Here is a 21,060-nt window from a genome sequence, read left to right on the forward strand (position 1 = left end):
ACGGTCATTAGTTGCGCTTCTCTGGTTTCTGCGGAGGCTTCCCATTCCACACCCATTTTGCTGCAGCCGCTAGACCGTGGTCTGCGTAAACCCGCCGGAAAGTCAGTACGAGATACAGTATCCCCAAACCAGCCAAGAGCCAAAGACCCCAGAGAATGACTTGATCGAAGCGCGAGTTGATTGGGAAGAGAAAGGGCAGCCCACCGACGATTACGGCGAAACCGACTACTCCGACGGGTGGAATGGCCAGCTTTGTCGCTGACTCGCTATCAGCCATATATGGTGATACATTGTCATCTATGGTTATAATCTCTCACCTCCACGAGGAAACTCCAGAAGAGACGCAGGTTAATAGACGGACAGAGTCAAGAGCAACAAACGACACTACGTTGGCAATCTCTCACGCTCAGCTTGTAAGCCTGAGCAATATATCGGTATCTGGCTGCTTGAGGCGTGGGGTAGACAGATAGCCGAAAGACACCGGGTTTCCGGTGAACGACATCGTGGGGCTGGCGGCAAGGAGCAAACGCCGGGAGGCTGGTGTGTGAGCAAAGTGGGACTGACAGACTGGCTGGATAAGTGCTCCTCCGTGTTATCGTATGCAGCGGCAGCAGCCGCCGCTGGGCGGCTGTGTGAAGTGGAGAGATGCCGGGAACGATAGTCCCGAATGGTGCTCCGGTAGATATACGAGTACGAGGAAACGTCCCTGAGCGTGTACCTCATTTCCAGACGAAAAGCGCGACGGGGTTCTAACTAGATTCTGCTACGGATATCTAAGTCGCTACAGATCAACAGAAGTTCTCCGAAGAAAAGCAGGCAACGCTATTCCGGTGATAATTGACAGCACTAACACGCGTACCGCTGAAATCTTCCAGAGATAGCGAACCGGATAAACTACGCTCGTATTGACGGCGACGGTGAGACAGAATCAGCACATTTTGAAAGCCCCACGGCGCTGGCGGTCGCTCAGCGACATCTCCTCGCTGCGCTCGGAGAGAGATCGCTGACCCGACTACAGCAAGCGCCAGCGCCGTGCCCCTTTCAGTCCCATCCGACCAGACCAGCAGAACCCTTGGGACCGCCCTCCCTCGCCGGAACGAGGACGCTCACTGACTCACGGCTTCGCCGTTCGTCTCTCGCGGTCGTACGCGACCGCGCACCGTTCGCTGTGTTCCGGGCGCGGCCTCCGGCCGCGCCGGGCTTTCACCCATCCGGCACTCGGGCGGCCCCGCGGGATGCTCACGGAACCGCAACCGCACAAGATGTCCGCCGCCGTCGAGGGTATCCCACCAACTCGTACTTATATACTAACTTCGTCTAAACTCGGAGTCGTAAAACTTCCTTTTGAGCGACTCTATAGCCACTCTATTCCACTTGAAGTAATCCAATTCAGTCGTTGGTTTTAAGTAACAGGCACCCATGGCCTTATGTACGGGAAGACACGACACGCGGCGCTCACGAAGGTAGTTTCACGCCGCAGGAAATCGGGTGCTAGTACACCCGACAAGTGTCTTTCCAAGGCACGAAAGACAATGTACGCTAACGACTCCGGCAGTAAGAAAGCATCGTCCGATATCGACCAGCAGCTGCAACTCGGCGCACACGTCGACGGTGGCCCCGAGCATCTTCTCCAAGAAGTCGCCGAAACGGCGAACGGCGACGAACTCGATTACCGGCCTAACCGCGGCAGTGACTCGCGGGGCAACTATTACGCTCGCCAGAACGACTACGACTGGACCCGCTCGACCGATGTCGCCCCGGATCGCCGCCACGGCGAAACGCTGGCCGCCCAAGAGCAACGCCACGGCGAAAACGCCGAACAGGCCCGCCACACCCAGACGGCCCGCGATGCCCACGGTGAGATCGACCGCGAAGCCTCGGCCCGCCAGCTCACTACTAGCGACCAAGAGCGACCCGACAATTTCGAGGCAGAACCAGATCCACGCGCCGAGATGGAGGCCGACGCACTGGCCGACGTGAATCAAGACGCTACCACGGTCAGCGACCAGACGGGTATCAGCCACGCCGCGGCAAGCCGCCTCGTCGCCGGCCACACGACCGAGAGTGATTCGCGCTTCGACGGTGTCTTCGGCGCACTCACGGCCGCTCGCGCCGCGATGAACGCGCCGGTCCCGGTCGGGGACATGAATCCCCATGGCTACGAAGCTACGATCGAGGGAACGGTCACGCATCTGATTGAGGACCCCGCCGCATCGAATCAGTATCAGGTGGCGTACGTCGAGGACGACGATGGCGACACGGCGAAGGTGACGGTCTGGGTCAAGTCCGTCCACGGTGGCGCGATGGTCCGGACCCTCCACGAAGGCGACCGCGTGCGCATCTGTGCGGGCAAGCCCGGCGAGTACAACGGACTGAAGACGCTGGCCGTGACGAGCAATACGACCATGTGTATTCTCGAACGCGGTGACGGTCCCGCCCCGACCGGCGACTGTCGCGCGTCGTTCGGCTGTTCTGGTGAGAGTCCTCGACTGGCCTCTTGGGACGTAGAGGCAGACGCCCATGCATGGGCGAATCGGATGGACACGGCAAAGGCAGTTGAGGTGACGCTGGCCGACTAACCCCGACCTCGGTCGGCTTCGCCGTCGAGGCAGGCCGCCCGGTCGGCGCTGAGGCCACCTCGCGCACGCGGCCTCGTCGCCGCCCACTGGCACAGCGGGGCGGCGACGAGCCAACCACGCGCACGGACTGGGGCTGGGGCCGCAAACGGCGTCAACGTGGGTCAGTCAGGCCGGGCATCCAGCGTGATCGGGCCTCTGGTGGGACGCTCCCGTGGGCCAGCCAGTGGGGCAATGGGAGATATCGGGCTAGTGTTTTCGACAGCGCGCGTCGCCACCGGAAGACTCACTCTGTTCGTCTTCCGAGCCCTCGTTCGCTAGCGCTCACGAGGACGACGGAGCGCTGCGCTCGGCGCAACGCGCGCCTCGCGGCGGTCCACCGTGCCTGCAGTGGCGGGCACGGTCCCTATATACCGTGCGTTCGGCAGGGTTTTCTCTAGATCGTCTCGCTGGTATCGCGATTTCGGACAGCTACTTGCGCTGAACTCATCTTTTGGTCACTCGCAAGATCTGTTACACTCCCGGCTACCAAAACAAGAGAGTCCCACAATCAGAGCATTCAACACTCGCCGCACCTAGGTTTAACACCGAGGAACGTCTCGAGAAAATCAGCTATGCCAGAGTACATCGACCCAGGTGTCACAAAGCTTCGAGACAGCAGTAGTGACGACACCATCACGCTGCTACTGGGCGTCTCTGGCGACCGTGAGGAGTTCATAGCCCGTGTTGAACAGCTCGATGCAACAGTTAACGCGTCCCTTGGTCAGGCAACAGTGCGTGTGACCTGCCCGAAGGCGACCGTGAGTGAACTATGCGAACTTGATGGACTGAAATCGATCGAGCTTGAGCGGGAGGACGTCCGAGCGCTTGATGAGGGAAACGATCGATCCCGCCGGCGTGTGACTCGCTCCTAGACTTACGCCAGTTCGTTTTCGACTCCTCTGCTGTCACACTCAATCTCCAGTCTTCGACCCACGAAGGTGAGACTATCCAGATTGGGCTCGTCGATTCAGTGCTCGAACCAACCGCTGCACTGGCCGATACGCTCGATATCGACCAGCGGCTGAACTACGTCGCTGATGACGCACCTGACACCACTGGCCACGGCGAAGACGTGCTTGAGTTACTGGGGTATTTTGCGCCTGCTGCGACGTTCAGTCTGTACCGAGTCGTGGCGGCACACGGGACTGCCAAGCGGGGGAATCTTGTTCAGGCAATCGCAGACGCGAGCAGTCACAACATCGATATCCTGAATCTCTCTGTCGGGATTCATCACCACGAAGAACCCACTGGAGATTGCGGTGGGCACTGCCGTATCGCCGACGAGGCGCGGCTTGCTATTGAGAGTGGAACCGCGGTCGTCGCCGCGGCAGGAAATCGAGAGAAGGACAATCCACTCGCAGTCCACTGTCCGGCGCGCCTCACTACTGCGATTACTGTCGGCGGGTTCGTCTCTCACTGCCGAGCCGACCTGCTCGATTCACCAGCATCTGGACAGTACTGGGTTGACAACGATACCGAACTCGTTGGCCCATTTTGTGGCCAACGCGGGTGTGGTCCAACCAAGCAGTGCGAGGAGTACCGCTATGAAAAGCCCTGGCAGGGAAACGTCTCTTTCCATAATGCTGTGCCTGACGTGCTGGCTCCAGTTCATCATCCAGCCGGAACAGACACCGATCCAGTGCTCCAGTCTGGGACGAGTTTCGGGACGCCAATCGTCTCAGGGTCGCTTGCGACCCTCCTTAGCGACCTCCCCGACAGTGAACCCGACCCTTCACCTACGCAGTTACGGCAGGCCGTCTCGATGGGAGCGACCGACATCGATGAAGGAACAGTGCCGAAATTTGATGCTGGTGGAACGCGGGAGCTGCTGTAGCCTCTTTTACTTGCCGTGACTCCGAAAGTTGCGAGTCCGTTACGGACTCACAGCTGAGATTGCGGTAGGTGCGAGGTATCCATCCATGCACTGGACCGCAATCCATGCAGCTAGACGTGACACCAAGAGTAAAACATTGCTGTGAGCAGTAGGCCGAGGTGGTTGATACACTCCCTCCCGAGCAGCGTTCAGTGTGACGCGGTACGGAAACTTCGCCGCAGTAGGGCGGAGACGTGACTTGTTCGCCAACAAACATATGAGAGAGCGACGCATATTAGATCTCATGCACGACCTCACTGGGTTCCAACGAGATCTGCTGTATGTCGTCTCTGGCCTCGATGAGCCTCATGGCCTTGCCATTAAGGATGAACTTGAGGACTACTACGAACAGGAGATTCACCATGGACGACTTTACCCGAATCTCGATACACTCGTGGAAAAGGGCCTCGTCGAGAAAGGTGAGCAAGACCGGCGAACGAATATCTACTCACTCACTCGGCGTGGCCGCCGAGAACTTGAGGCCCGCAACGACTGGGAACGCAAATACGTAGAACCTGCAGAGACCTCGGCTGCATAGATACGCTTAGAGAGGTTCTCTAGCCCCTCGCAAGTTGTTCCGATTCGACGAAGGTGACGCTGTTCTGCCCTTCTTAGCAAACTGATCGGAGACTGGCCGCTATTCGGGTTTCACGACGTCTTCACAGGTCGGACATTCGGCCCAGATGCCCGTCGTCCCATCATCTTGCTCATACTCAACTAATAGCCACGCTGGAGTAATGTCTGCATCGCAGTCCGGACACCGACCAAGTATCGACGTATCACGAGTCATGTCTTGGGGAGGTATGGGTACCAGTCTCCACGTTCCCTCATTCTGGAATGGCTTCCGTAGTAAGTGTTGGGTGGGCAATAATTCAAGCCGCGAGTAGCCGAATACCAGATAGATTAGAGTTCATCCGGATCAAGTTCCTGCAGTCGATCCCGGCGAATATGCGTACTTTCACCTTCTGAGACGCCACCTGTATCAGCAGTGCCTGCACAGAGTGAGCAGTCAGGCCAGTGATCGGGAAGTTTCTCACGCGTCGTCTCTCGAATTTCTGTGGCCTGCCGGAGCGGCTGGCAGTCTGGGTCCGTGTGGATGTGTATGGATGTTCCAACGCCGACTGGCCCTCGTTTCTTGATCCAGACTGTCTCACTCGACATTGATTCAATGCTATGGTCGCGTACTATATGAATGGGCTTACGCATTTTGGCTACCGAAAGCACAGGGTATCCGAATGGATTGTTGCTGGACTGCGTACATCGATAGCGACGGACTCCAATTTACTAGGAGAGTGGGTTCATTGCTAACCAACAGAATCGGCCTTTCGCTGGATAGTGTTGGTTAGTGGTGGCTCGTATCGCTGGGTAGCTGACCTAGTCCATATTTGGTGGTGGGGAAGGGAAGATGGAGTTCACCTCATAGCCGGTGCTTCACATCATAGCGAAGTACGCAGCTGAACGAGAAGTCTCTGAATCTCACGACCACGAGAGCTCTCAAGTCGGTCCGAAACGAAATGTTGGTTTTCAGCCAATTCGATGCCAGGAAGGTCGGGGAGATAGGTCTGGAAATTCTTTACAAGCGTGCTGACAACAGCTCCACAGGCAAGGAGTGAGACTGGGTTTTCGCTGCATGATGCACTCGGTTACAATGTGGTGGTCGGCATCGTTCTGAGACCGAGCGAAGCGCGACACTTGTGGGTCTGCCAGCCAGTCGAGGCAGGGGGTTGTTCACAGGATCGACGTGAGTGAGAGCAGTCTATCTATTGAGGCACTCCTCGGTTGAGTGCATCGGCGTGCGGTGGTTTCATCTCTGATCTATAAGAGGTTCAATAGCCACCGAAATACAAATCGATGACGGGGGGTGAGCCACCTATTGACTGCCCTTGGCAAAACACTCCCAATCTCGATATGTTTGTTCGGCTACTATCTCGATTACCGCACCAACCTGTGGGCAAGATAAAGAGTCACGTTGTTTTTGACTCATCCGGCTGCCGTCTTGCGGTTTCCCGCAAGTCACGACAAATATTTCCTATTAAGATGTGAGTCAGACGCTCGTTGTCTTGTGATTTCAGAGAAAGATACATCCGAAGAAGTGATTCTACTGAAAGCATGATAATTTGGAGGGTCGGATGCAGCTAGTTTGGCTCAGAGGAAGGGGCCAATGAGGGGCCACTCTAGTACGAGGAACACTGAATAGTTAGATATCTATGAATAACATGCGGGGTTCTAGGAACTAACGAGGAACTGAGCAACCTTCTACAACCAGCTCGAAAACGAGAACGAAACAGCCGCGTAGAGTCAGGAGTTACATGAAGTCAGCTGCGTCGAACTCGTCATCATCAGCCTCAGAAGTAGTATCATTATTGGACCCTTCTGGGGGCGCTGACTCAGACGCTTGTGACTGATCATCGGCATCTGGATCGGGGGTCACTTTCTCCGAGTCATCCTCCGCAGATGGAGAGGATTCGGCACCGTCTAATAAATTTTCAGAAGACTGGTGATTTTCCGATTCATCGCCTTGGTTTGACGAAGGAGTATCATCGCTTCCGGAGGAGTGTGGCGAGTCCAATTCCTCCTCGAACAGCGACTCGGAATCTTCGCTCTCAGCATCTATCTCCGATAGAGAAGTTGAAGCAGTATTCTGCGCAGTAGTGCGATAGCTTTCACGGAATGACTGGCTCATCTGGAGCACTGTAGTCCGTTTATCGATCTCGTCGAGAACCTCGGTCGGTGTGAGGTCAGTCTCGTCAGCAAGTTCGACGAGGAGGTCCCGTATTTCGATGGTGGCTCTACGTCCATCGGGTAAGTCCAGAATGCGCCGATCCAGCATCGTCCCCAGATCCGAGAGCGCGTCGACGTCAAGCCGTGAGAGTGCATCTCGCCACCGGCGGTCACTATACGTGAGAAATGGCGTCTCGTCGACATCGGCGGCCGCCCAAACGTCCGGATCAGTCGCAGTAGTGGACGGTTGCGTGTCTGCACTCTCCGTGGAACCCCGTGTGCTCGATGAACTGTTTGAGCATCCGTAGCCCGCTATCTGTCTCAGTGACGTTCGAGAAGCTCTACGTCTCCACTATCATGCACAGCGACCAATTCATCGCACAAACTCAGTCCAGTAACCCGAGATCGCTCAGCCGATCTTCGATTACGGTGAGCGCGTCTTCGGCATCGCTCAATTGCTTGCCACCCGTGATGACGAGTTTCCCGCTGCCGAACAGTAGTGCCACGACATCTGGCTCGTCGAGTCGATAGACCAGTCCTGGGAATTGCTCTGGCTCGTACTCGATATGCTCGAGACCGAGCCCGATCGCAATCGCATTCAAATTCAAGTTCGCCTTTAGATCAGCGCTCGAGACGACATTCTGGATATCGATCGTTGGTGAGTCGTCAACCTCGACGCCCAAACTACGGAGTTCATCAAAGACTTGTCCGAGGGCAGTCTCGACAGCGTCTACGCTTTTGGCCCCGGTACACACCACTTTTCCTGAGCGGAAAATCAGCGCCGCGGCCTTGGGATCGTGCATCCGATAGACGAGACCGGGGAAATTCTCGGGATCGTAGTCACTTCCTTCTAGGTCCATTGCAAGTGAGTCGAGATCAAGTTCCTGGCCGATATCACTAGATGCGACGATGTTCTCTACCTTGATCGACTCCGCTGAGAGACTCATAGTCGTACCGTGCTCCCACGACCCTCTTAAAACAGGGCCTGGTTCAGCGCAGACGAGACAAAAATTGGTTGAGTGTCCCTTAGAGGTCGCGTGCTTGGACCGTCTTCCGGTCGTTGGCTTCAGCTCGCTGGGCAGCGTCTTCGAGCCGTTCAGCGACTTCCTCGTCAAGTGCCTCGTAGAAATCTGCCGAGACATTGTGCTCAGACAGTGCATCCTTCACCGCGGCTTTGACAATTAGCGACATTCCGATGAGGTCTATTCGTGTCTCCTATATAAGAGTTTGAGCTGTGATTGCCGCTCAGATAGCGGTAACCCGGTTCACACTATCGTCCAGTGCTTGGGCGTCTTCCGGGAGCAGGGCGACCACGAGGTACTCCGCGTAGTCTTCGAAGTACTCGACGAGCTGGGCGATCCGGTCCGAGTCAATCGCTTCCAGCGAGTCGAGCAGCATGAACGGCACTGTCTCGTAGAGGTCGTGGACGAGGTAGCCAGCCAGTGCGAAGATGAGCCCCGTGACCTCGCGCTCACTCTCACTGAGATGCTCGACTGTATCTTCGTAGGCTGCGCCATTCTCCGTGGTCCGGACGATATGGAGATCAAACACGGTCTTGTCGACTTTCTGTCGGCCCTCACGCACGGTCTGTTCGACGCGTTCGATCCAGATGCGGTCGAGGTTCTCGTAGTCCAGAATCTCGAGCATCGCGTCCATGTGTTCGTTGAACTCCTCAACAGCGTCGGCTTCGATCTGGTCGATCTTCGTCCGTTCGTCGGTCAACTGTTCAAGCAACTCGTCGCGTTCGTCTCGGAGATCATCGGCTCGGTCCAGCATGTCTTCGATTTCTTCGATTTCCTCAGAGACGTCTTCGAGATCAGACTCGAGGCTGTCGATTTCGAATTCGAGTTGGTTAGCTTCCTTGTGGAGCGAGAGCACCTCCTCGAAATCATCGGATTCGAGGTCGTCGACCTCGGCTTCGAGCGTTTCGACGCCGTCGGTTAGCTCTTCACGCTGAGATTTGAGCGAGTCGAGTTGCGTTTCGCGGCTCTCGAGTTCGTCTTCGATATCCGCAAGCTTACGCTCGATTTGCTCACGCTCGTTTTGCTGCTGTTTGGCCTCGCGCTGGGTCGCTTTCAGGTCCTCCAGGTCGGACTTGACGTCGTTGAGTTCCTGCACCAAGTCTTGCCGGCGTTCTTGGAGCCGTTCGACAGTGTCTTCGATCTGGTCGCGTTCGACCGTCGAGCCACACGTCCAACAGGTGACAGAGTCATCACCATTACCAAGCAGTTCGTCGGTCGGTGAGCCGTTCGAGTCGGACTGCTCAGTATCATCGAGCGTCTCGAGAACCTCGTAGTCCTCATCCTCCAGTCGTTCTTCATTGTACTGGATAAGACTCTGAAGATCCGAGATCTGGGAATTCAGTGTCTGGCGTTTCTCGCGGAGCTGTTCGATTTCGGTTTCGAGGTGCTGGTGATCGCCCATCGGCGTCTCGGGCAGGTCCTCGAGTTCGTTTTCGAGGTCACTTCGCTCCTGTTTGAGCGAGCTGATACTCTGGTTTTGCGTCTCGATTTGGCGGCGCGTCGATTCGAGGTCTGAACGCGTCGAGCGGAGTTCGTCGAGCTTGTCTTCTAACTCTTCCTGGTCTTCCCGACTCGACTCGACATCTTGATTACTTTCGTCTATCTCAGCTTCTTTAGCTTCAAGCTCGTCTTCTTTATCTTGTATCTGATCCTGTATCTGTTGTCTTCGCTGTTCAAGTTCGGGTATGTCCGTTTTTCTGTCTTCGATAGTGGCTAATTCGTCGTTGATATCGTCCTTTTGTTCTTCTAATTCGCGAATCCTGTTTTTGATATCCTCGATATCGACAGGACGCATGATGATTTCGCGAAGGTCATCACCACGAGCGACAGACTGGCGTGCTTCATTAGTTTCCAGCAGGAACGCGAAGAGATCGGCTACCTCGGGATCGTCGAGGTAACCGTCACCATCGAACACGACCGAGTTACCCGCTCGGGTGAGCGTCCGTTCGTAGGTTTCGCCCTGAAGGTTCAACTGAACGCGCCCTTCGTCGGCGTCGCCCTTGAGTGTCGCCTCATTGCTCCCCATGGCAGCCATAATTGATTGGAGGAATGATGTGCGATTAGTCGCATTCTTGCCAGTCAAGACGGTTACGCCGGGTGGAATCGAGATCTGCGTACTGTCGATACCGCCGATGTTTTCGACTTCAAATTCCGCCGTTTCAGATATGGACTCAGGTGTACTCATGCTTCAAGGAAGAGGCTCCAGCTATTAAAGTCCTATATCTTACCGTCTTGTTAGTCTGTTTACATTATCTGCAGTAGGAGATGTCTAAAACAGCTCTAAGATATTGCCACCAAATGATTACGCTCTATCGATCGGAAAATTGGAGGAGACCCCATATCAGTCACTACACCAAAGAACCCAATATATTGTTGTAAACAATCCATAACAGATATCCGTCAGTTTGAAACAAGTCGTTATGCAACAAGATGATTTACTAGAGAAGCGGCCTCTATCGGGTCACTATTGGCTTTCAGTCACTACTACGATATCGGTCTGGAGTGCCCCAGAGACACAGACAGAATACTTATAAAAAAATCCACCATAGATGCCGTATGACCAACAACGAGGAAAATTCCGAGACGGGGCAAAGAAATTCACAACGTTCCAGCAAGGTAGATCGAGTTATATCTAAATATGGTCTTAGTGGGTTTGGTATAGAACTTGAAAATCGTTGGTTAGGCAATGATCGTGAGCAACAAAGTTTACGAACGCTCGCAGATGTTTTGAATCGACGAATTTTGAAGTCTGCTATGATAGATTCAGGTATGTTGGCAAAACAAGACCGAGTCGATCAATTATACACCGCTCTTACAGACGACTCGACCACTGAAGGGACCCGATTAGAAGCACTCAATGAACTAAATCGGGAAGGAATCGATACTGATGCCATTCAGGACGATTTTGTTTCCCACCAAGCCATTCATACATATTTACGGGAAGATCGGGGTATTGAACGTAGAGATAGCGATACAGACCAGGTAGCGAAGACACGAGAAACAATCGAGCGACTACAGGGACGGCTTCAAGCTGTAGCCGAGAAGGGTATTAAGAATCTGATTTCTACTGGTCGACTCGTTCTCGGCTCGTTCGATGTCATAATAACTATCCAAGTAGTTTGTACCGATTGTAATCAGCAATACGGCATTTCTGAATTATTTGAAAGAGGACATTGCAACTGTGATATAGAAGATTGAATTCTGTCTAAAATGGATTAAAATCTATTATATTAATGTTCATTTATAGTCTAAATTCAAGTATAGAACAGTCACTCACACAGAGCAGTTTTACAGTCTGTACTTTAGCTGCGATACACTCCAACACACTTTTTATTTCTTAGATGAGAATAGCCACTGATGTTCGAGAATAGAGATGTTCTTGCAGCGACCCCTGAGCATGAACTCGCTCTTGATTGCCTAAGTGCCGGTATCAGTGCTGCTCACCCAAAGTCAGTCATCGAAAAGACAGTCAGGATTGATGGAGAAGCACTCAAAATCAATGGAGCAGAGTACAATATAGACGAATATAACCGTATACTTGTTCTCGGAGGTGGCAATGCAGCCGGACAGGCAGCTGCTGCGCTGGAAGATTGCTTAGGAAGACGAATTGAGGAGGGTATTGTAGTTACGGATGATCCAGCCACCTTATCAAGAGTAGAGTGTATCGAGGGAAGCCATCCTATTCCGAACAAAGCCGCAGAAGAGGGTACTAGACAGATACTGCAATCAGCGTTGACTGCTACTAAGGATGATCTCATCATAGCTCTCATTACTGGTGGCGGAAGTGCACTTCTACCCGCGCCCGCGGAGTCGCTCGAGCTTGCTGACCTACAGACAACAACTGAGGAACTACTACGGGCAGGGGCTACAATAGCCGAGATCAATACGGTGAGGAAACATCTCTCTGATATCAAAGGCGGGAAGCTCGTAGGTGCAGCTTCCCCAGCGAAAGTTGTCGGTTTGATATTTAGCGATGTGACTGGTAATGATATTGAGGCCGTTGCTAGCGGTCCAGTGTCTCCTGACAATACAACCTATCATGACGCGCTTGATATCGTCGACCGCTATGATCTCGCGATTCCAGCAGCCGTACAGAATCACCTAACACGTGGTAACGAGGGAGAACATCAGGAAACCCTTGAGGAGAGTAGTGGTGCATTCGACGACGTAGACGTGCACATTCTAGCAGATAATTTTACAGCGCTCTCAGCGGCGAGCGACGTTGCTCGCAAGGAAGGACACGAACCAGTAATTCTCTCATCCCACATTCGTGGAGAGGCCAGTGAAGTCGCAAAGGTCCATGTTGGCATTTCGGAAGAAGTAGCCGCTACTGGAAACCCAGTTAGTCCACCTGCTGTTTTGATTTCTGGTGGAGAAACTACGGTAACTGTCGATGGCGAGGGGAGCGGTGGGCCAAATCAAGAATTCGCGCTGAGTGCAGCGCTTGAGCTCGATCTTCCTAGAACCGTCGTCGGTAGTGTCGATACAGATGGGATCGATGGGAATGTCAATGCTGCTGGCGCACTAATAGACGCCGATACAATCGACGATAAACCTGCCGCTCAGCGTGCGTTAAGCCAGAACGATGTCTACTCTACCCTTGATGCCACAAAGGCACTCCTCAAAACAGGTGCAACTGGTACGAACGTAAACGACCTCCGAGTAATCGTAATTGGTGGCCCTGATGCAGAGGCATGAAACGGCCTATTTAGGGCCAGTTTGAGGGGATTCAGTTGGTGAGTTTTTAGGAAACCGAACTAATAATGTCTTATTCACTGCTATCAATGGTCTCTGCGATCATTGTAGCGTGAGGCGAGTTGTTCGACATGTACCGTAACAGCATTACTATATAAAGTCCTATATAGTGGAACAGGGTTAGCTCGGATAGAAAATTGAGAACCTTTCGTCACAGTGCTCTAAACTTGAGAAGTGTGTGAATATAGTGAGTGTAGACATTCATATTAGAATGATTCACCCCCTACTATCTATTGATTACTCAGAATCCTAAGGTAGTGTGAACTAGTAACACGACACTGATTAGCACCATCCGTCCCACAGTGCGAAACTTTATATGCTCTGCAAGAAAATGTGGTGATATGAGCGAAAAGGTACCAATGAACTCAACAAAAAAGCTGTTTACCATCGTTGAAGAATTACGAGAGAGGAATGGGGCGAGAGTATCAGAACTAGCCACTTCACTCGAGTTGCCAAAAAGTACAATTCATCGACATCTCAAAACACTTGAAAAACTTGAGTATGTCATGAAAGCAGGCGACATCTACTATATTGGCTCGCAATTTCTGTATGTTGGTACCGCCGTACATAATCGAGAGACGTCGTATGCACACATTGAACCAAGAATCAAGGAGCTAGCTACAGAGACAGAAGAACGAGCTCAGTTCATGATTGAGGAGCATGGATACATGGTCTATGTACATCGTGAAACTGGAGATCACGCTGTGCAGACAAACACGCAACTTGGAAAGCAAATGCCAATCCACGCGACCTCAGGAGGCAAGGCAATCCTCGCTGAAATGACCGATAGAGAAGTCTCAGACATCATAGAACGCCATGGACTTCCAGCGATCACGGAAAACACGATAACTGACAGAGATGAGTTCTTTGATGAATTACGAGAGATACGGGATAACGGCGTCAGCTACAACGATCAAGAGTATATTGACGGTTTAAGATCCGTATCGGTTCCAGTGATTAAACCAAGCGGACAACCACTGGGAGCAATTGGAATTTCGGGTCCACTAAACCGATTCAAAGGGGAATTCTATCGTCAAGAGTTGCCAAATAAGCTTCTGGGTGTCGTTAACGAAGTTGAACTAAATATGAAATATTCCTAACTAGTAGAGAAGACAGTTAATCTCTAAGAGTTGTTTCTAATGCGGAACTATCCCTCCATTACATCCCTAAGATTGTAATCCCTAGCTGCCCGATAGCTGTACCATCAATCTCTATCCCACTATGTGGCGTTTTAAAAGTAGTCGTAGTCGAGTAGAATAAGATCGGATCGGAGATTTAACTCAAGTTCCCTCTCAAAGACCCCTGTATTCCTTATTTTCTCTTTTTTAGAGCGTATACCATTTCGGTAGCAGAGAGACAACTCACTCTGCCTTTACAGTCCTATGGTTGTAATGGCAATCAGCAACGTCTGGTAGAAAGCCGAATTACTTGTTCCACGATATAGCACATTATATGGGTTAGAATGAGATGAGGGTCAAGAGAAGAGGCCAGGCAACCTAATTCTACACCATATCAGGGGGTGCTTGGTTGAAAAGAGAAAAGCCAGACAACCCTCTAACGTACGCACATCAACAGAGTGCAGAGTCTGTGTACTTCTGTGTCCATAGTTCAAGAGCTCTGATACCGGCCAACTCTCCTGCTTATCGATGATAGTACATGAGGTACAGAAAGATTTATTAACCAAGTGCCTATAAGCCACTAACGGATGTCTGACCAAGACAGCAGTAACCAGACCAGACGAAACGTACTCAAAGGAACTGCGGGAATCGGCACGATCGCTATCACAGGTTGTCTTGGCGATAGCGGATCCGATGGCAGCTCTGGCGATGGATCTAGTGGTGGTTCGAGCAATGGGTCAGATAGCGGATCTGATGATGGATCCAGTGGCGGATCTAGTGGGGATACCTACGAGCTAAAGATGGGCGGCTCTTCCCAGGGAAGTACAGCGTTCAATTCCATGCAGGCACTCGCACGAGCTCTCAACCAACATAGCGATAAACTGAGCATGACTGTTCAGCAGACGCAGGGGAACGTTGCCAATATGTACCAGTACAACCAAGGCAATCTCCCTGCGATAGCGACAGATAATAACACGATCAATGCAGCGGTTGCGGGAGATGGTCGGTTTAATGAGCAACCGGTCGATAACATCGGTCATCAGTCGTTCCGCTTCAATGGACTCGATATCTTCTGGGTCGCTCGTGAGGGCTCAGGAATTGAAACCACTGATGATTTCGCTGGAAAGACAGTCTATCCTATTCAACCGGGATTCGGGACGCGACTCCTCACTGAAGAAGTAATGCGCGAAGCGGGCATGTGGGAAGAAGTTGAGATCATCAACGTCAATACAAGTGACATTCCCGGAGCGATTCAAGAAGGACGTGTTGATGCGGCAGCAGTCTATGGGTCCAACGGCGTCGAACTAACCGGCTGGGCTAAGCAGATCGATGCGAGAAACGATGTCTATCTCGTCGAAGTCTCAGACAACTTCAAACAAGCAATTAAGAATGTTGCTGGCGCACGTTTAGCGGAAATCGAGCCATATGGATGGAATCAGGAGGTGACGAAAGTTACTGATTCAATCGTTAGCTGGAATCTCGATCTCCAGTGCCTAATTTCACCTGACGTTCCTACAGAAGCGGCGCGCGAATTAGCTCGTGTCAGCCACGAACACACGGACACGATACGAGAGGCCGATCAAACGTACGCAAACCATTCGAGTGTCGAAGACATGACCACCGCAATCATTCCGGAGCTCCCTGTCCACCAAGGAATCGCTGAATTCTATAAAGAAAATGATGTTTGGGAGGACTCCTGGACAGCAGGCAAGGAATAGTAATACGATATCATCGGGATTGGTTCTCTCATCCGTTTCGGAGGACAACTAGTTAAAAGATAGTCGAGAGTCAGTCCGAATAGAGTTCCGGGCCGCTCCTAGATAGCTGCTTCAAGAGGATACTGTTACAGTCTGGCCAGTTGCAATATCGGAACACCAGTTTGCTCCAGAAGGAGTCTTACTTCTAAGCGGAATATACGCTGATTCATCCAAGCAGACCAATTAGAAGTCACAAGAGACTATGCAGTTTTGCGGTCAATTAAATCAACTCAGCCGTTACCCCCAAACACTTTTATAATGGTGCCTCATTATTCGTATCCATGTCGTATGACATAGCGGTTATACCAGGCGACGGTATCGGGAACGAAGTCGTAGATGCCACAGAATCGCTGATGATTGATCTTGCGGCTTCCCATGACGTCGAGATCCAGACGACTCAGTTCGACTGGGGGAGTGAACGCTACCTGGAAGAAGGGGCACTCATGCCTGAGGATGGTCTGGATACGCTAGAGGAGTTCGATTCGATTTTGCTTGGTGCCGTCGGCCATCCGGAAGTTCCAGACCACGTCACACTGCGGAATCTTCGCCTCCCAATTACGAAAGGGTTCAATCAGCACATCTGCAAGCGGCCTTCCTATCTCTTTGAGGGCGTTCAAAGCCCGCTCCGTGGCTACTCAGGAGGGGATATCGATTTGGTTGTCTACCGGCAAAATACGGAGGGAGAGTATGCCGACGTCGGCGGACGCGAGCACCAAGGCTTCAGTAACGAAGTTGCGGTCCAATCTGCGGTCTATACCCGTGAGGGGACGGAAGCGATCGTACGAGCAGCTTTCGAAGCCGCGACAGAGCGGCGGGGCAAGCTCACGAACATTACGAAATCGAACGCTCAGGCGTATGGAATGGTCTTTTGGGATGAGGTCGTCCAAGAGATCAGTGAAGAGTATCCAAATGTAACGGTTGAGCGCCTACTCGTTGACGCGGGAAGCATGGACTTCGTCCGTCGTCCCGACGAGTTCGACGTTGTCGTCGCATCAAATCTCTTCGGCGACATCCTCACGGATATCGGCGGGATCATCTCTGGAAGTCTCGGAATTGCTCCTTCGACGAATATCAACCCTAGCGGCGAGTATCCGTCGATGTTCGAGCCAGTTCACGGAAGCGCGTTCGATATTATGGGCGAAGGTATCGCAAACCCAGTAGGGATGCTGTTATCGATGTCCCTGATGTTCGAACACCTTGATGAAGATGAGCTCGCAGAAACACTCTGGAATGGTGTTGCGGAACAGTTAGCGGATTCCGATGCCCCACGCACTCCAGACATTGGCGGTAACGCAACGACGTTGGACGTTGCAGGTGACCTCGAAGAACGTCTCCTTCAATAACAATGTATCAGGTACTGCTCTCTATCGATGGATCTGAAGATCGGGCGAGGCAAGCCGTCTCGGCAGTTACTGATCTCCCTAGAGCCAATACAGAGGTCGCAGTGACTATCCTCAATGTTTTTGAGGAATTCGATGCAGTCGATGACAGTGGTGGTCGTGTAAAGTCATCTGATCTGTACGAGAACTACCAACCTCCCTCGAGTGTAGAGATGGCTCAGGAACTTCTAGACGAAAACGGTATTGAGTGGACATTCAGAAAAGAACACGGCGATCCAGCAGAAACTATTCTGACCGTCGCAGGGGAGCTTGGTACCAGTGCAATCGTCGTTGCACCAGGTAGCAGGTCGCCAGTAGGCAAAGTTCTGTTCGGGAGCGTTACCCAAGGTATTCTGCTCGATGCTGACCAACCAGTGATAGTCGCGTAAGCTGGTCTCCAAGAAGTTCAACGCTCTATTTCTACTTTCTTTACTTCGACTAGTGCATTAGTTCTCGAAGCTTCGTTCAAACATCCTGTTTAAGCGAATCACACAGCCTTGCTCAGGAAACAGCAAATACAGGAAATATCAGTTTGCCTTGCACTTCACTGCTCAATTCATCTGGTCAAATCAGACATTGTTCAGCAGTTCAGTAGCGATTGAGAAGAATGTCATCATTTGAGAGACGGCACCATAACTATTTTATATGCCCAAAGCAACAGTCAGAGTGAACCATGCCAGCAGAAAGTACCTCGCGATTAGAGTCAATAAACCTGAAGGAGAGAATAGGGAGTACAGTAACGCTCTCTGCCCTAGTACTCTGGGGATTAGTTATCTTCTATGCCTATACCTTAGCGATGCCGAGAGCCCAATATGGTGTATTGTTTATTGCTGGTGCGATTGGAGTATACATCCTCGACGAATTGCAGGGGGCTGTTGCCGAGAGTGAGTACCTTGATGTGGCGCTATTAGTTATCTCGTTATTGGTAACCGCAGTTGTCACAGCTTATGTGAACCTCCACTTTCAGGCACTCAACGTAAACCGAGTCGGGTATGCCTTCCCTCATGAGTACGCGTTAGCAGCTGCTTTTGTTGCGGTCATAATTTACCTCTCATGGCGGTCGTTCGGACTAACATTCCTGAGTATCCTTGTTGGCTCGCTATTGTACGGATACTTCGGTGATCTGATTCCCGGCCTTCTGGGTCACAGTGGACTAGAGGTAAATCGGCTTCTGCTGCTCTTAGTACTTGATATAACTGGGTTTTACGGCTTTCTGACCCAGTTAGTTGCAGCGTGGATTGCCCTCTTCTTGCTATATGCAGGCTTATTAGAGGGCTATGGAGCCTTCGATTTGATTTTCCGCGGAGCAGTTCGAACGTCCAGATACATTGACTCGGGTGTTGCGCAAACTGCGGTCGTCGCGAGTGCAGTTATTGGGTCGATCAACGGATCGCAAACAGCAAATGCTGGGATGACCGGATCTTTTACTATCCCCATGATGAAAGAGAATGGAATCAAACCCTCCACGGCAGGTGGTATCGAGGCTGTCGCTTCGACCACCGGTCAAGTACTCCCGCCGGTAATGGGCGCTGGCGCTTTCATCATGGCATCGCTTCTTGGTATTAGTTACATCACCGTCATTACTGCAGGACTGATCCCTGCAACGATAATGATGGTCTGTATTGTCATCGCGGTTCACTACATCGCAAGCAGTCAGCTAGACGTAATTGATGTCGATGAAGTTCTTGATGGCTTAGACGATCGCTCCCGTGAAGATACGCTGGTTGATACGGCCAAATTCCTCATTCCGTTCTGTGTGCTGGTCTACACCCTCGGGATTGTCCAGCTGACCGTGATGACGTCCGCACTCTATACAGTCATGGCGATGCTGATAACGGGTATCTCGTTCCCTATTGCTCATGCAGTATTCGATTCACGTTCCGTTACGGATCAAGCCAAGGAAACGCTCGTCGACACGGTGGCTGGCTTCCGACGAGGAGCTATTATTACGGCACCGATCGCGATAATCCTTGCAGCAATTAACGGTGTTGTCGACATCTTGATGACGACGGGTGTTCCTGGGATACTCACCCTCTCAATGATGGAGATCTCCGGCGGCATAATGATTGTCGCAGTTCTCATTTCGATGGTAATCTGTATTCTTCTGGGGCTCGGGATGCCGACGACCGCTGCTTACACGGTGGTGGCACTACTCGTCGCTCCAACTCTGGTGAGCCGATTCCTCGTGCCAGAACTGAGCGCGCACTTCTTTGTGTTCTATGGCGCGATCCTTTCCGGTCTCACACCACCAATTGCGACTTGCGCAGCCGTCGCTGCTGGAATCGCGGACGCAGACTTCGTGGATACATGTTATGAAGCCATCAAAGTTGCCGCTCCGCTATTTGTCCTGCCGTTCTCGTTCATCTATCATCCAGTCATTGTCTCTGGATCTCTTGGCCCAGCAGCGCTGTTCACCGGACTCCTCATCCTGCTCGGTGGGATTAGTATAATCCACGGCATCAACTATCGATTTGAAGCTGGAAGAGGTAAGCAGGTTGCTATCGGGTCCATATTCTTCGTCACTGGCGTACTTACAATGGTCTATCCCAGCGCGACTGTTCAGTACGCTGGTGCAGCCGTCATTATAGCTCTATTCGTCGTCCAGCAGCTCATGATGAACGGGATCTCTATTGGTGATTCGGTGAAGAGTCAAGCGAAATAAGCGAGCTATCTATAGAGTTCTGCAGTGACATATAGCCATTGTTCTGATAGGAGAAATCTGATGTTGACTCACTCTATTCGTCTTTAGACGAGTCAAGCGAACAAACCATAGAAGTTGTTCTCTAGCACTTCCATTGACCAATGCCAATGGAATACGCTCGTGAATCTAATCGTATTATCCTATTCTCTGCTAATTAGAGACTACTCGTCGATACGGGCCTTTTCACCAGCTAAATCCTCGATAATCTGGATTACGCCGGAGTGGTCATCTTGTCCATATCCTTTCTGTTCCATCGACTTATACATTTCATGAACGATCCCTGTCGCTGGCATCGGCGTACCGTACTCTTCGCCGGCATCCATAGCGATTCGAAGATCTTTGTAATGATAGGATGAGAAGAATCCCGGTGCAAAGTTCCCGCGGATGACTCGCGGTGCGCGAGCATCGAGTGACCAACAAGCGGCTGCTCCACCGCTGATTGCTTCGAGAACGCGTTCTAGGTCGGCACCGCCCTGCTTTGCCAGCAATAGCGCTTCTGCAACAGCTTGATGCTGGCAACCGACGATAATTTGGTTTGCAGCTTTAGTCACTTGCCCTGCCCCGGAATCACCACAGCGAGTAATCGTATCACCCATTGCTTCAAGCAAGTCGCAGACGGCATTGAACGTGTCTTCTCTTCCACCGACCATAATCGAGAGCGTCCCGTCAATAGCACCTTCTTCTCCACCACTAATCGGCGCGTCTAGCATTTCCGCACCTTCTTGTTCAACATCGTCGGAAAGACGCTCCGTTGCTGCGGGCGATATTGTCGACATGTCGATGTAGATCTGTCCGTCATTGAGTGCCTGAAGTACTCCATCATCACCACGAACGACTGATGTCACAGCATCTGTGTCTGGGAGAACTGTAACTACGACATCTGAATTACGTGTAACTTCTGCAGGCGATGTAGCAGCCCGTGCCCCTTTGTCAACCAATTGTTTGACCGGTTCCTGTGAACGGTTGTACGCAATAACACTGTACCCAGCATCAAGGACGTTTTCTGCCATCGGCTTTCCCATTATACCGGTTCCGATAAATCCAATTGATTTACTTGTCATCGTATGTTTCTCATCTCGCTATTCACATAAGGGCTCTGTTGAAATCGGGGTAGTT

Annotated in this window: 17 protein-coding genes; 11 read left to right on the forward strand and 6 right to left on the reverse strand. The window is 51.9% G+C overall.

What is annotated here, in order from left to right; translation table 11 throughout:
- Positions 1-1,532: 1,532 nt before the first annotated feature.
- The 4 genes from EGH23_RS22690 (at position 1,533) to EGH23_RS22705 (ending at position 5,029) form a co-directional block, all read left to right on the forward strand.
- Positions 1,533-2,579 carry a single stranded DNA-binding domain-containing protein gene (locus EGH23_RS22690; protein WP_220582272.1) on the forward strand — a complete coding sequence of 349 codons (1,047 nt, stop codon included), beginning with the start codon at positions 1,533-1,535 and terminating at the stop codon, positions 2,577-2,579.
- A 611-nt stretch (positions 2,580-3,190) separates the two neighbouring features.
- Positions 3,191-3,490: a hypothetical protein gene (locus EGH23_RS22695; RefSeq protein ID WP_220582273.1), complete on the forward strand. Its 300-nt coding sequence runs from the start codon at positions 3,191-3,193 to the stop codon at positions 3,488-3,490.
- Positions 3,491-3,588: 98 nt separating this feature from the next.
- Positions 3,589-4,452 (forward strand): S8 family serine peptidase, encoded by an 864-nt coding sequence (locus tag EGH23_RS22700; RefSeq protein WP_220582274.1) that lies wholly within the window; start codon positions 3,589-3,591, stop codon positions 4,450-4,452.
- A gap of 283 nt (positions 4,453-4,735) precedes the next feature.
- The gene (locus EGH23_RS22705; RefSeq protein ID WP_220582275.1) at positions 4,736-5,029 is read left to right on the forward strand and encodes a PadR family transcriptional regulator; all 294 of its coding nucleotides are present in this window, start codon (positions 4,736-4,738) and stop codon (positions 5,027-5,029) included.
- A 99-nt stretch (positions 5,030-5,128) separates the two neighbouring features.
- Here the strand turns inward: EGH23_RS22705 and EGH23_RS27535 are convergent, their stop codons facing one another.
- From EGH23_RS27535 to EGH23_RS22725, 5 genes are all read right to left on the reverse strand, one after another.
- Positions 5,129-5,281 carry a DUF7837 family putative zinc-binding protein gene (locus tag EGH23_RS27535; protein ID WP_483867130.1) on the reverse strand — a complete coding sequence of 51 codons (153 nt, stop codon included), beginning with the start codon at positions 5,279-5,281 and terminating at the stop codon, positions 5,129-5,131.
- Between the two features lie 1,515 nt (positions 5,282-6,796).
- The gene (locus EGH23_RS22710; RefSeq protein ID WP_220582276.1) at positions 6,797-7,321 is read right to left on the reverse strand and encodes a hypothetical protein; all 525 of its coding nucleotides are present in this window, start codon (positions 7,319-7,321) and stop codon (positions 6,797-6,799) included.
- Between the two features lie 277 nt (positions 7,322-7,598).
- Entirely contained in the window at positions 7,599-8,159 is a 561-nt protein-coding gene (locus tag EGH23_RS22715; RefSeq protein ID WP_220582277.1) for a TATA-box-binding protein, read from the reverse strand.
- 79 nt (positions 8,160-8,238) lie between these two features.
- Entirely contained in the window at positions 8,239-8,403 is a 165-nt protein-coding gene (locus tag EGH23_RS22720; protein WP_220582278.1) for a DUF1931 domain-containing protein, read from the reverse strand.
- 54 nt (positions 8,404-8,457) lie between these two features.
- Positions 8,458-10,419, reverse strand: coding sequence for an archaea-specific SMC-related protein (locus EGH23_RS22725; protein ID WP_220582279.1), 1,962 nt, complete (start codon positions 10,417-10,419; stop codon positions 8,458-8,460).
- 371 nt (positions 10,420-10,790) lie between these two features.
- Here EGH23_RS22725 and rdfA point away from each other — a divergent pair, with 371 nt between their 5' ends.
- The 7 genes from rdfA (at position 10,791) to EGH23_RS22760 (ending at position 19,905) form a co-directional block, all read left to right on the forward strand.
- On the forward strand, positions 10,791-11,432 hold the full coding sequence (gene rdfA / locus EGH23_RS22730) for a rod-determining factor RdfA (RefSeq protein ID WP_220582280.1): 642 nt from the start codon (positions 10,791-10,793) through the stop codon (positions 11,430-11,432).
- Positions 11,433-11,591: 159 nt separating this feature from the next.
- On the forward strand, positions 11,592-12,932 hold the full coding sequence (locus tag EGH23_RS22735) for a glycerate kinase type-2 family protein (RefSeq protein ID WP_220582281.1): 1,341 nt from the start codon (positions 11,592-11,594) through the stop codon (positions 12,930-12,932).
- Between the two features lie 398 nt (positions 12,933-13,330).
- Complete coding sequence (locus tag EGH23_RS22740; RefSeq protein WP_220582282.1) at positions 13,331-14,089, forward strand: IclR family transcriptional regulator; 759 nt, start codon at positions 13,331-13,333, stop codon at positions 14,087-14,089.
- Positions 14,090-14,694: 605 nt separating this feature from the next.
- On the forward strand, positions 14,695-15,825 hold the full coding sequence (locus EGH23_RS22745) for a TAXI family TRAP transporter solute-binding subunit (protein ID WP_220582283.1): 1,131 nt from the start codon (positions 14,695-14,697) through the stop codon (positions 15,823-15,825).
- 320 nt (positions 15,826-16,145) lie between these two features.
- Positions 16,146-17,207, forward strand: coding sequence for an isocitrate/isopropylmalate dehydrogenase family protein (locus tag EGH23_RS22750; protein ID WP_220582284.1), 1,062 nt, complete (start codon positions 16,146-16,148; stop codon positions 17,205-17,207).
- Positions 17,208-17,209: 2 nt separating this feature from the next.
- On the forward strand, positions 17,210-17,632 hold the full coding sequence (locus EGH23_RS22755; protein ID WP_220582285.1) for a universal stress protein: 423 nt from the start codon (positions 17,210-17,212) through the stop codon (positions 17,630-17,632).
- A gap of 284 nt (positions 17,633-17,916) precedes the next feature.
- On the forward strand, positions 17,917-19,905 hold the full coding sequence (locus EGH23_RS22760) for a TRAP transporter permease (protein ID WP_220582286.1): 1,989 nt from the start codon (positions 17,917-17,919) through the stop codon (positions 19,903-19,905).
- Positions 19,906-20,105: 200 nt separating this feature from the next.
- Here the strand turns inward: EGH23_RS22760 and EGH23_RS22765 are convergent, their stop codons facing one another.
- Complete coding sequence (locus EGH23_RS22765) at positions 20,106-21,005, reverse strand: NAD(P)-dependent oxidoreductase (protein ID WP_220582287.1); 900 nt, start codon at positions 21,003-21,005, stop codon at positions 20,106-20,108.
- Between the last annotated feature and the right edge of the window lie 55 nt (positions 21,006-21,060).

It is taken from the genome of Haloarcula nitratireducens, assembly GCF_019599505.1.

Bases quoted from the DNA above. Each gene is read 5' to 3' on its own strand.
- EGH23_RS22690 (WP_220582272.1), top strand. From the start codon at position 1,533: ATGTACGCTAACGACTCCGGCAGTAAGAAAGCATCGTCCGATATCGAC.
- EGH23_RS22695 (WP_220582273.1), top strand. From the start codon at position 3,191: ATGCCAGAGTACATCGACCCAGGTGTCACAAAGCTTCGAGACAGCAGT.
- EGH23_RS22705 (WP_220582275.1), top strand. From the start codon at position 4,736: ATGCACGACCTCACTGGGTTCCAACGAGATCTGCTGTATGTCGTCTCT.
- EGH23_RS27535 (WP_483867130.1), bottom strand. From the start codon at position 5,281: ATGACTCGTGATACGTCGATACTTGGTCGGTGTCCGGACTGCGATGCA.
- EGH23_RS22710 (WP_220582276.1), bottom strand. From the start codon at position 7,321: ATGCTGGATCGGCGCATTCTGGACTTACCCGATGGACGTAGAGCCACC.
- EGH23_RS22715 (WP_220582277.1), bottom strand. From the start codon at position 8,159: ATGAGTCTCTCAGCGGAGTCGATCAAGGTAGAGAACATCGTCGCATCT.
- EGH23_RS22720 (WP_220582278.1), bottom strand. From the start codon at position 8,403: ATGTCGCTAATTGTCAAAGCCGCGGTGAAGGATGCACTGTCTGAGCAC.
- EGH23_RS22725 (WP_220582279.1), bottom strand. From the start codon at position 10,419: ATGAGTACACCTGAGTCCATATCTGAAACGGCGGAATTTGAAGTCGAA.
- rdfA (WP_220582280.1), top strand. From the start codon at position 10,791: ATGACCAACAACGAGGAAAATTCCGAGACGGGGCAAAGAAATTCACAA.
- EGH23_RS22735 (WP_220582281.1), top strand. From the start codon at position 11,592: ATGTTCGAGAATAGAGATGTTCTTGCAGCGACCCCTGAGCATGAACTC.
- EGH23_RS22740 (WP_220582282.1), top strand. From the start codon at position 13,331: ATGAGCGAAAAGGTACCAATGAACTCAACAAAAAAGCTGTTTACCATC.
- EGH23_RS22745 (WP_220582283.1), top strand. From the start codon at position 14,695: ATGTCTGACCAAGACAGCAGTAACCAGACCAGACGAAACGTACTCAAA.
- EGH23_RS22750 (WP_220582284.1), top strand. From the start codon at position 16,146: ATGTCGTATGACATAGCGGTTATACCAGGCGACGGTATCGGGAACGAA.
- EGH23_RS22755 (WP_220582285.1), top strand. From the start codon at position 17,210: ATGTATCAGGTACTGCTCTCTATCGATGGATCTGAAGATCGGGCGAGG.
- EGH23_RS22760 (WP_220582286.1), top strand. From the start codon at position 17,917: ATGCCAGCAGAAAGTACCTCGCGATTAGAGTCAATAAACCTGAAGGAG.
- EGH23_RS22765 (WP_220582287.1), bottom strand. From the start codon at position 21,005: ATGACAAGTAAATCAATTGGATTTATCGGAACCGGTATAATGGGAAAG.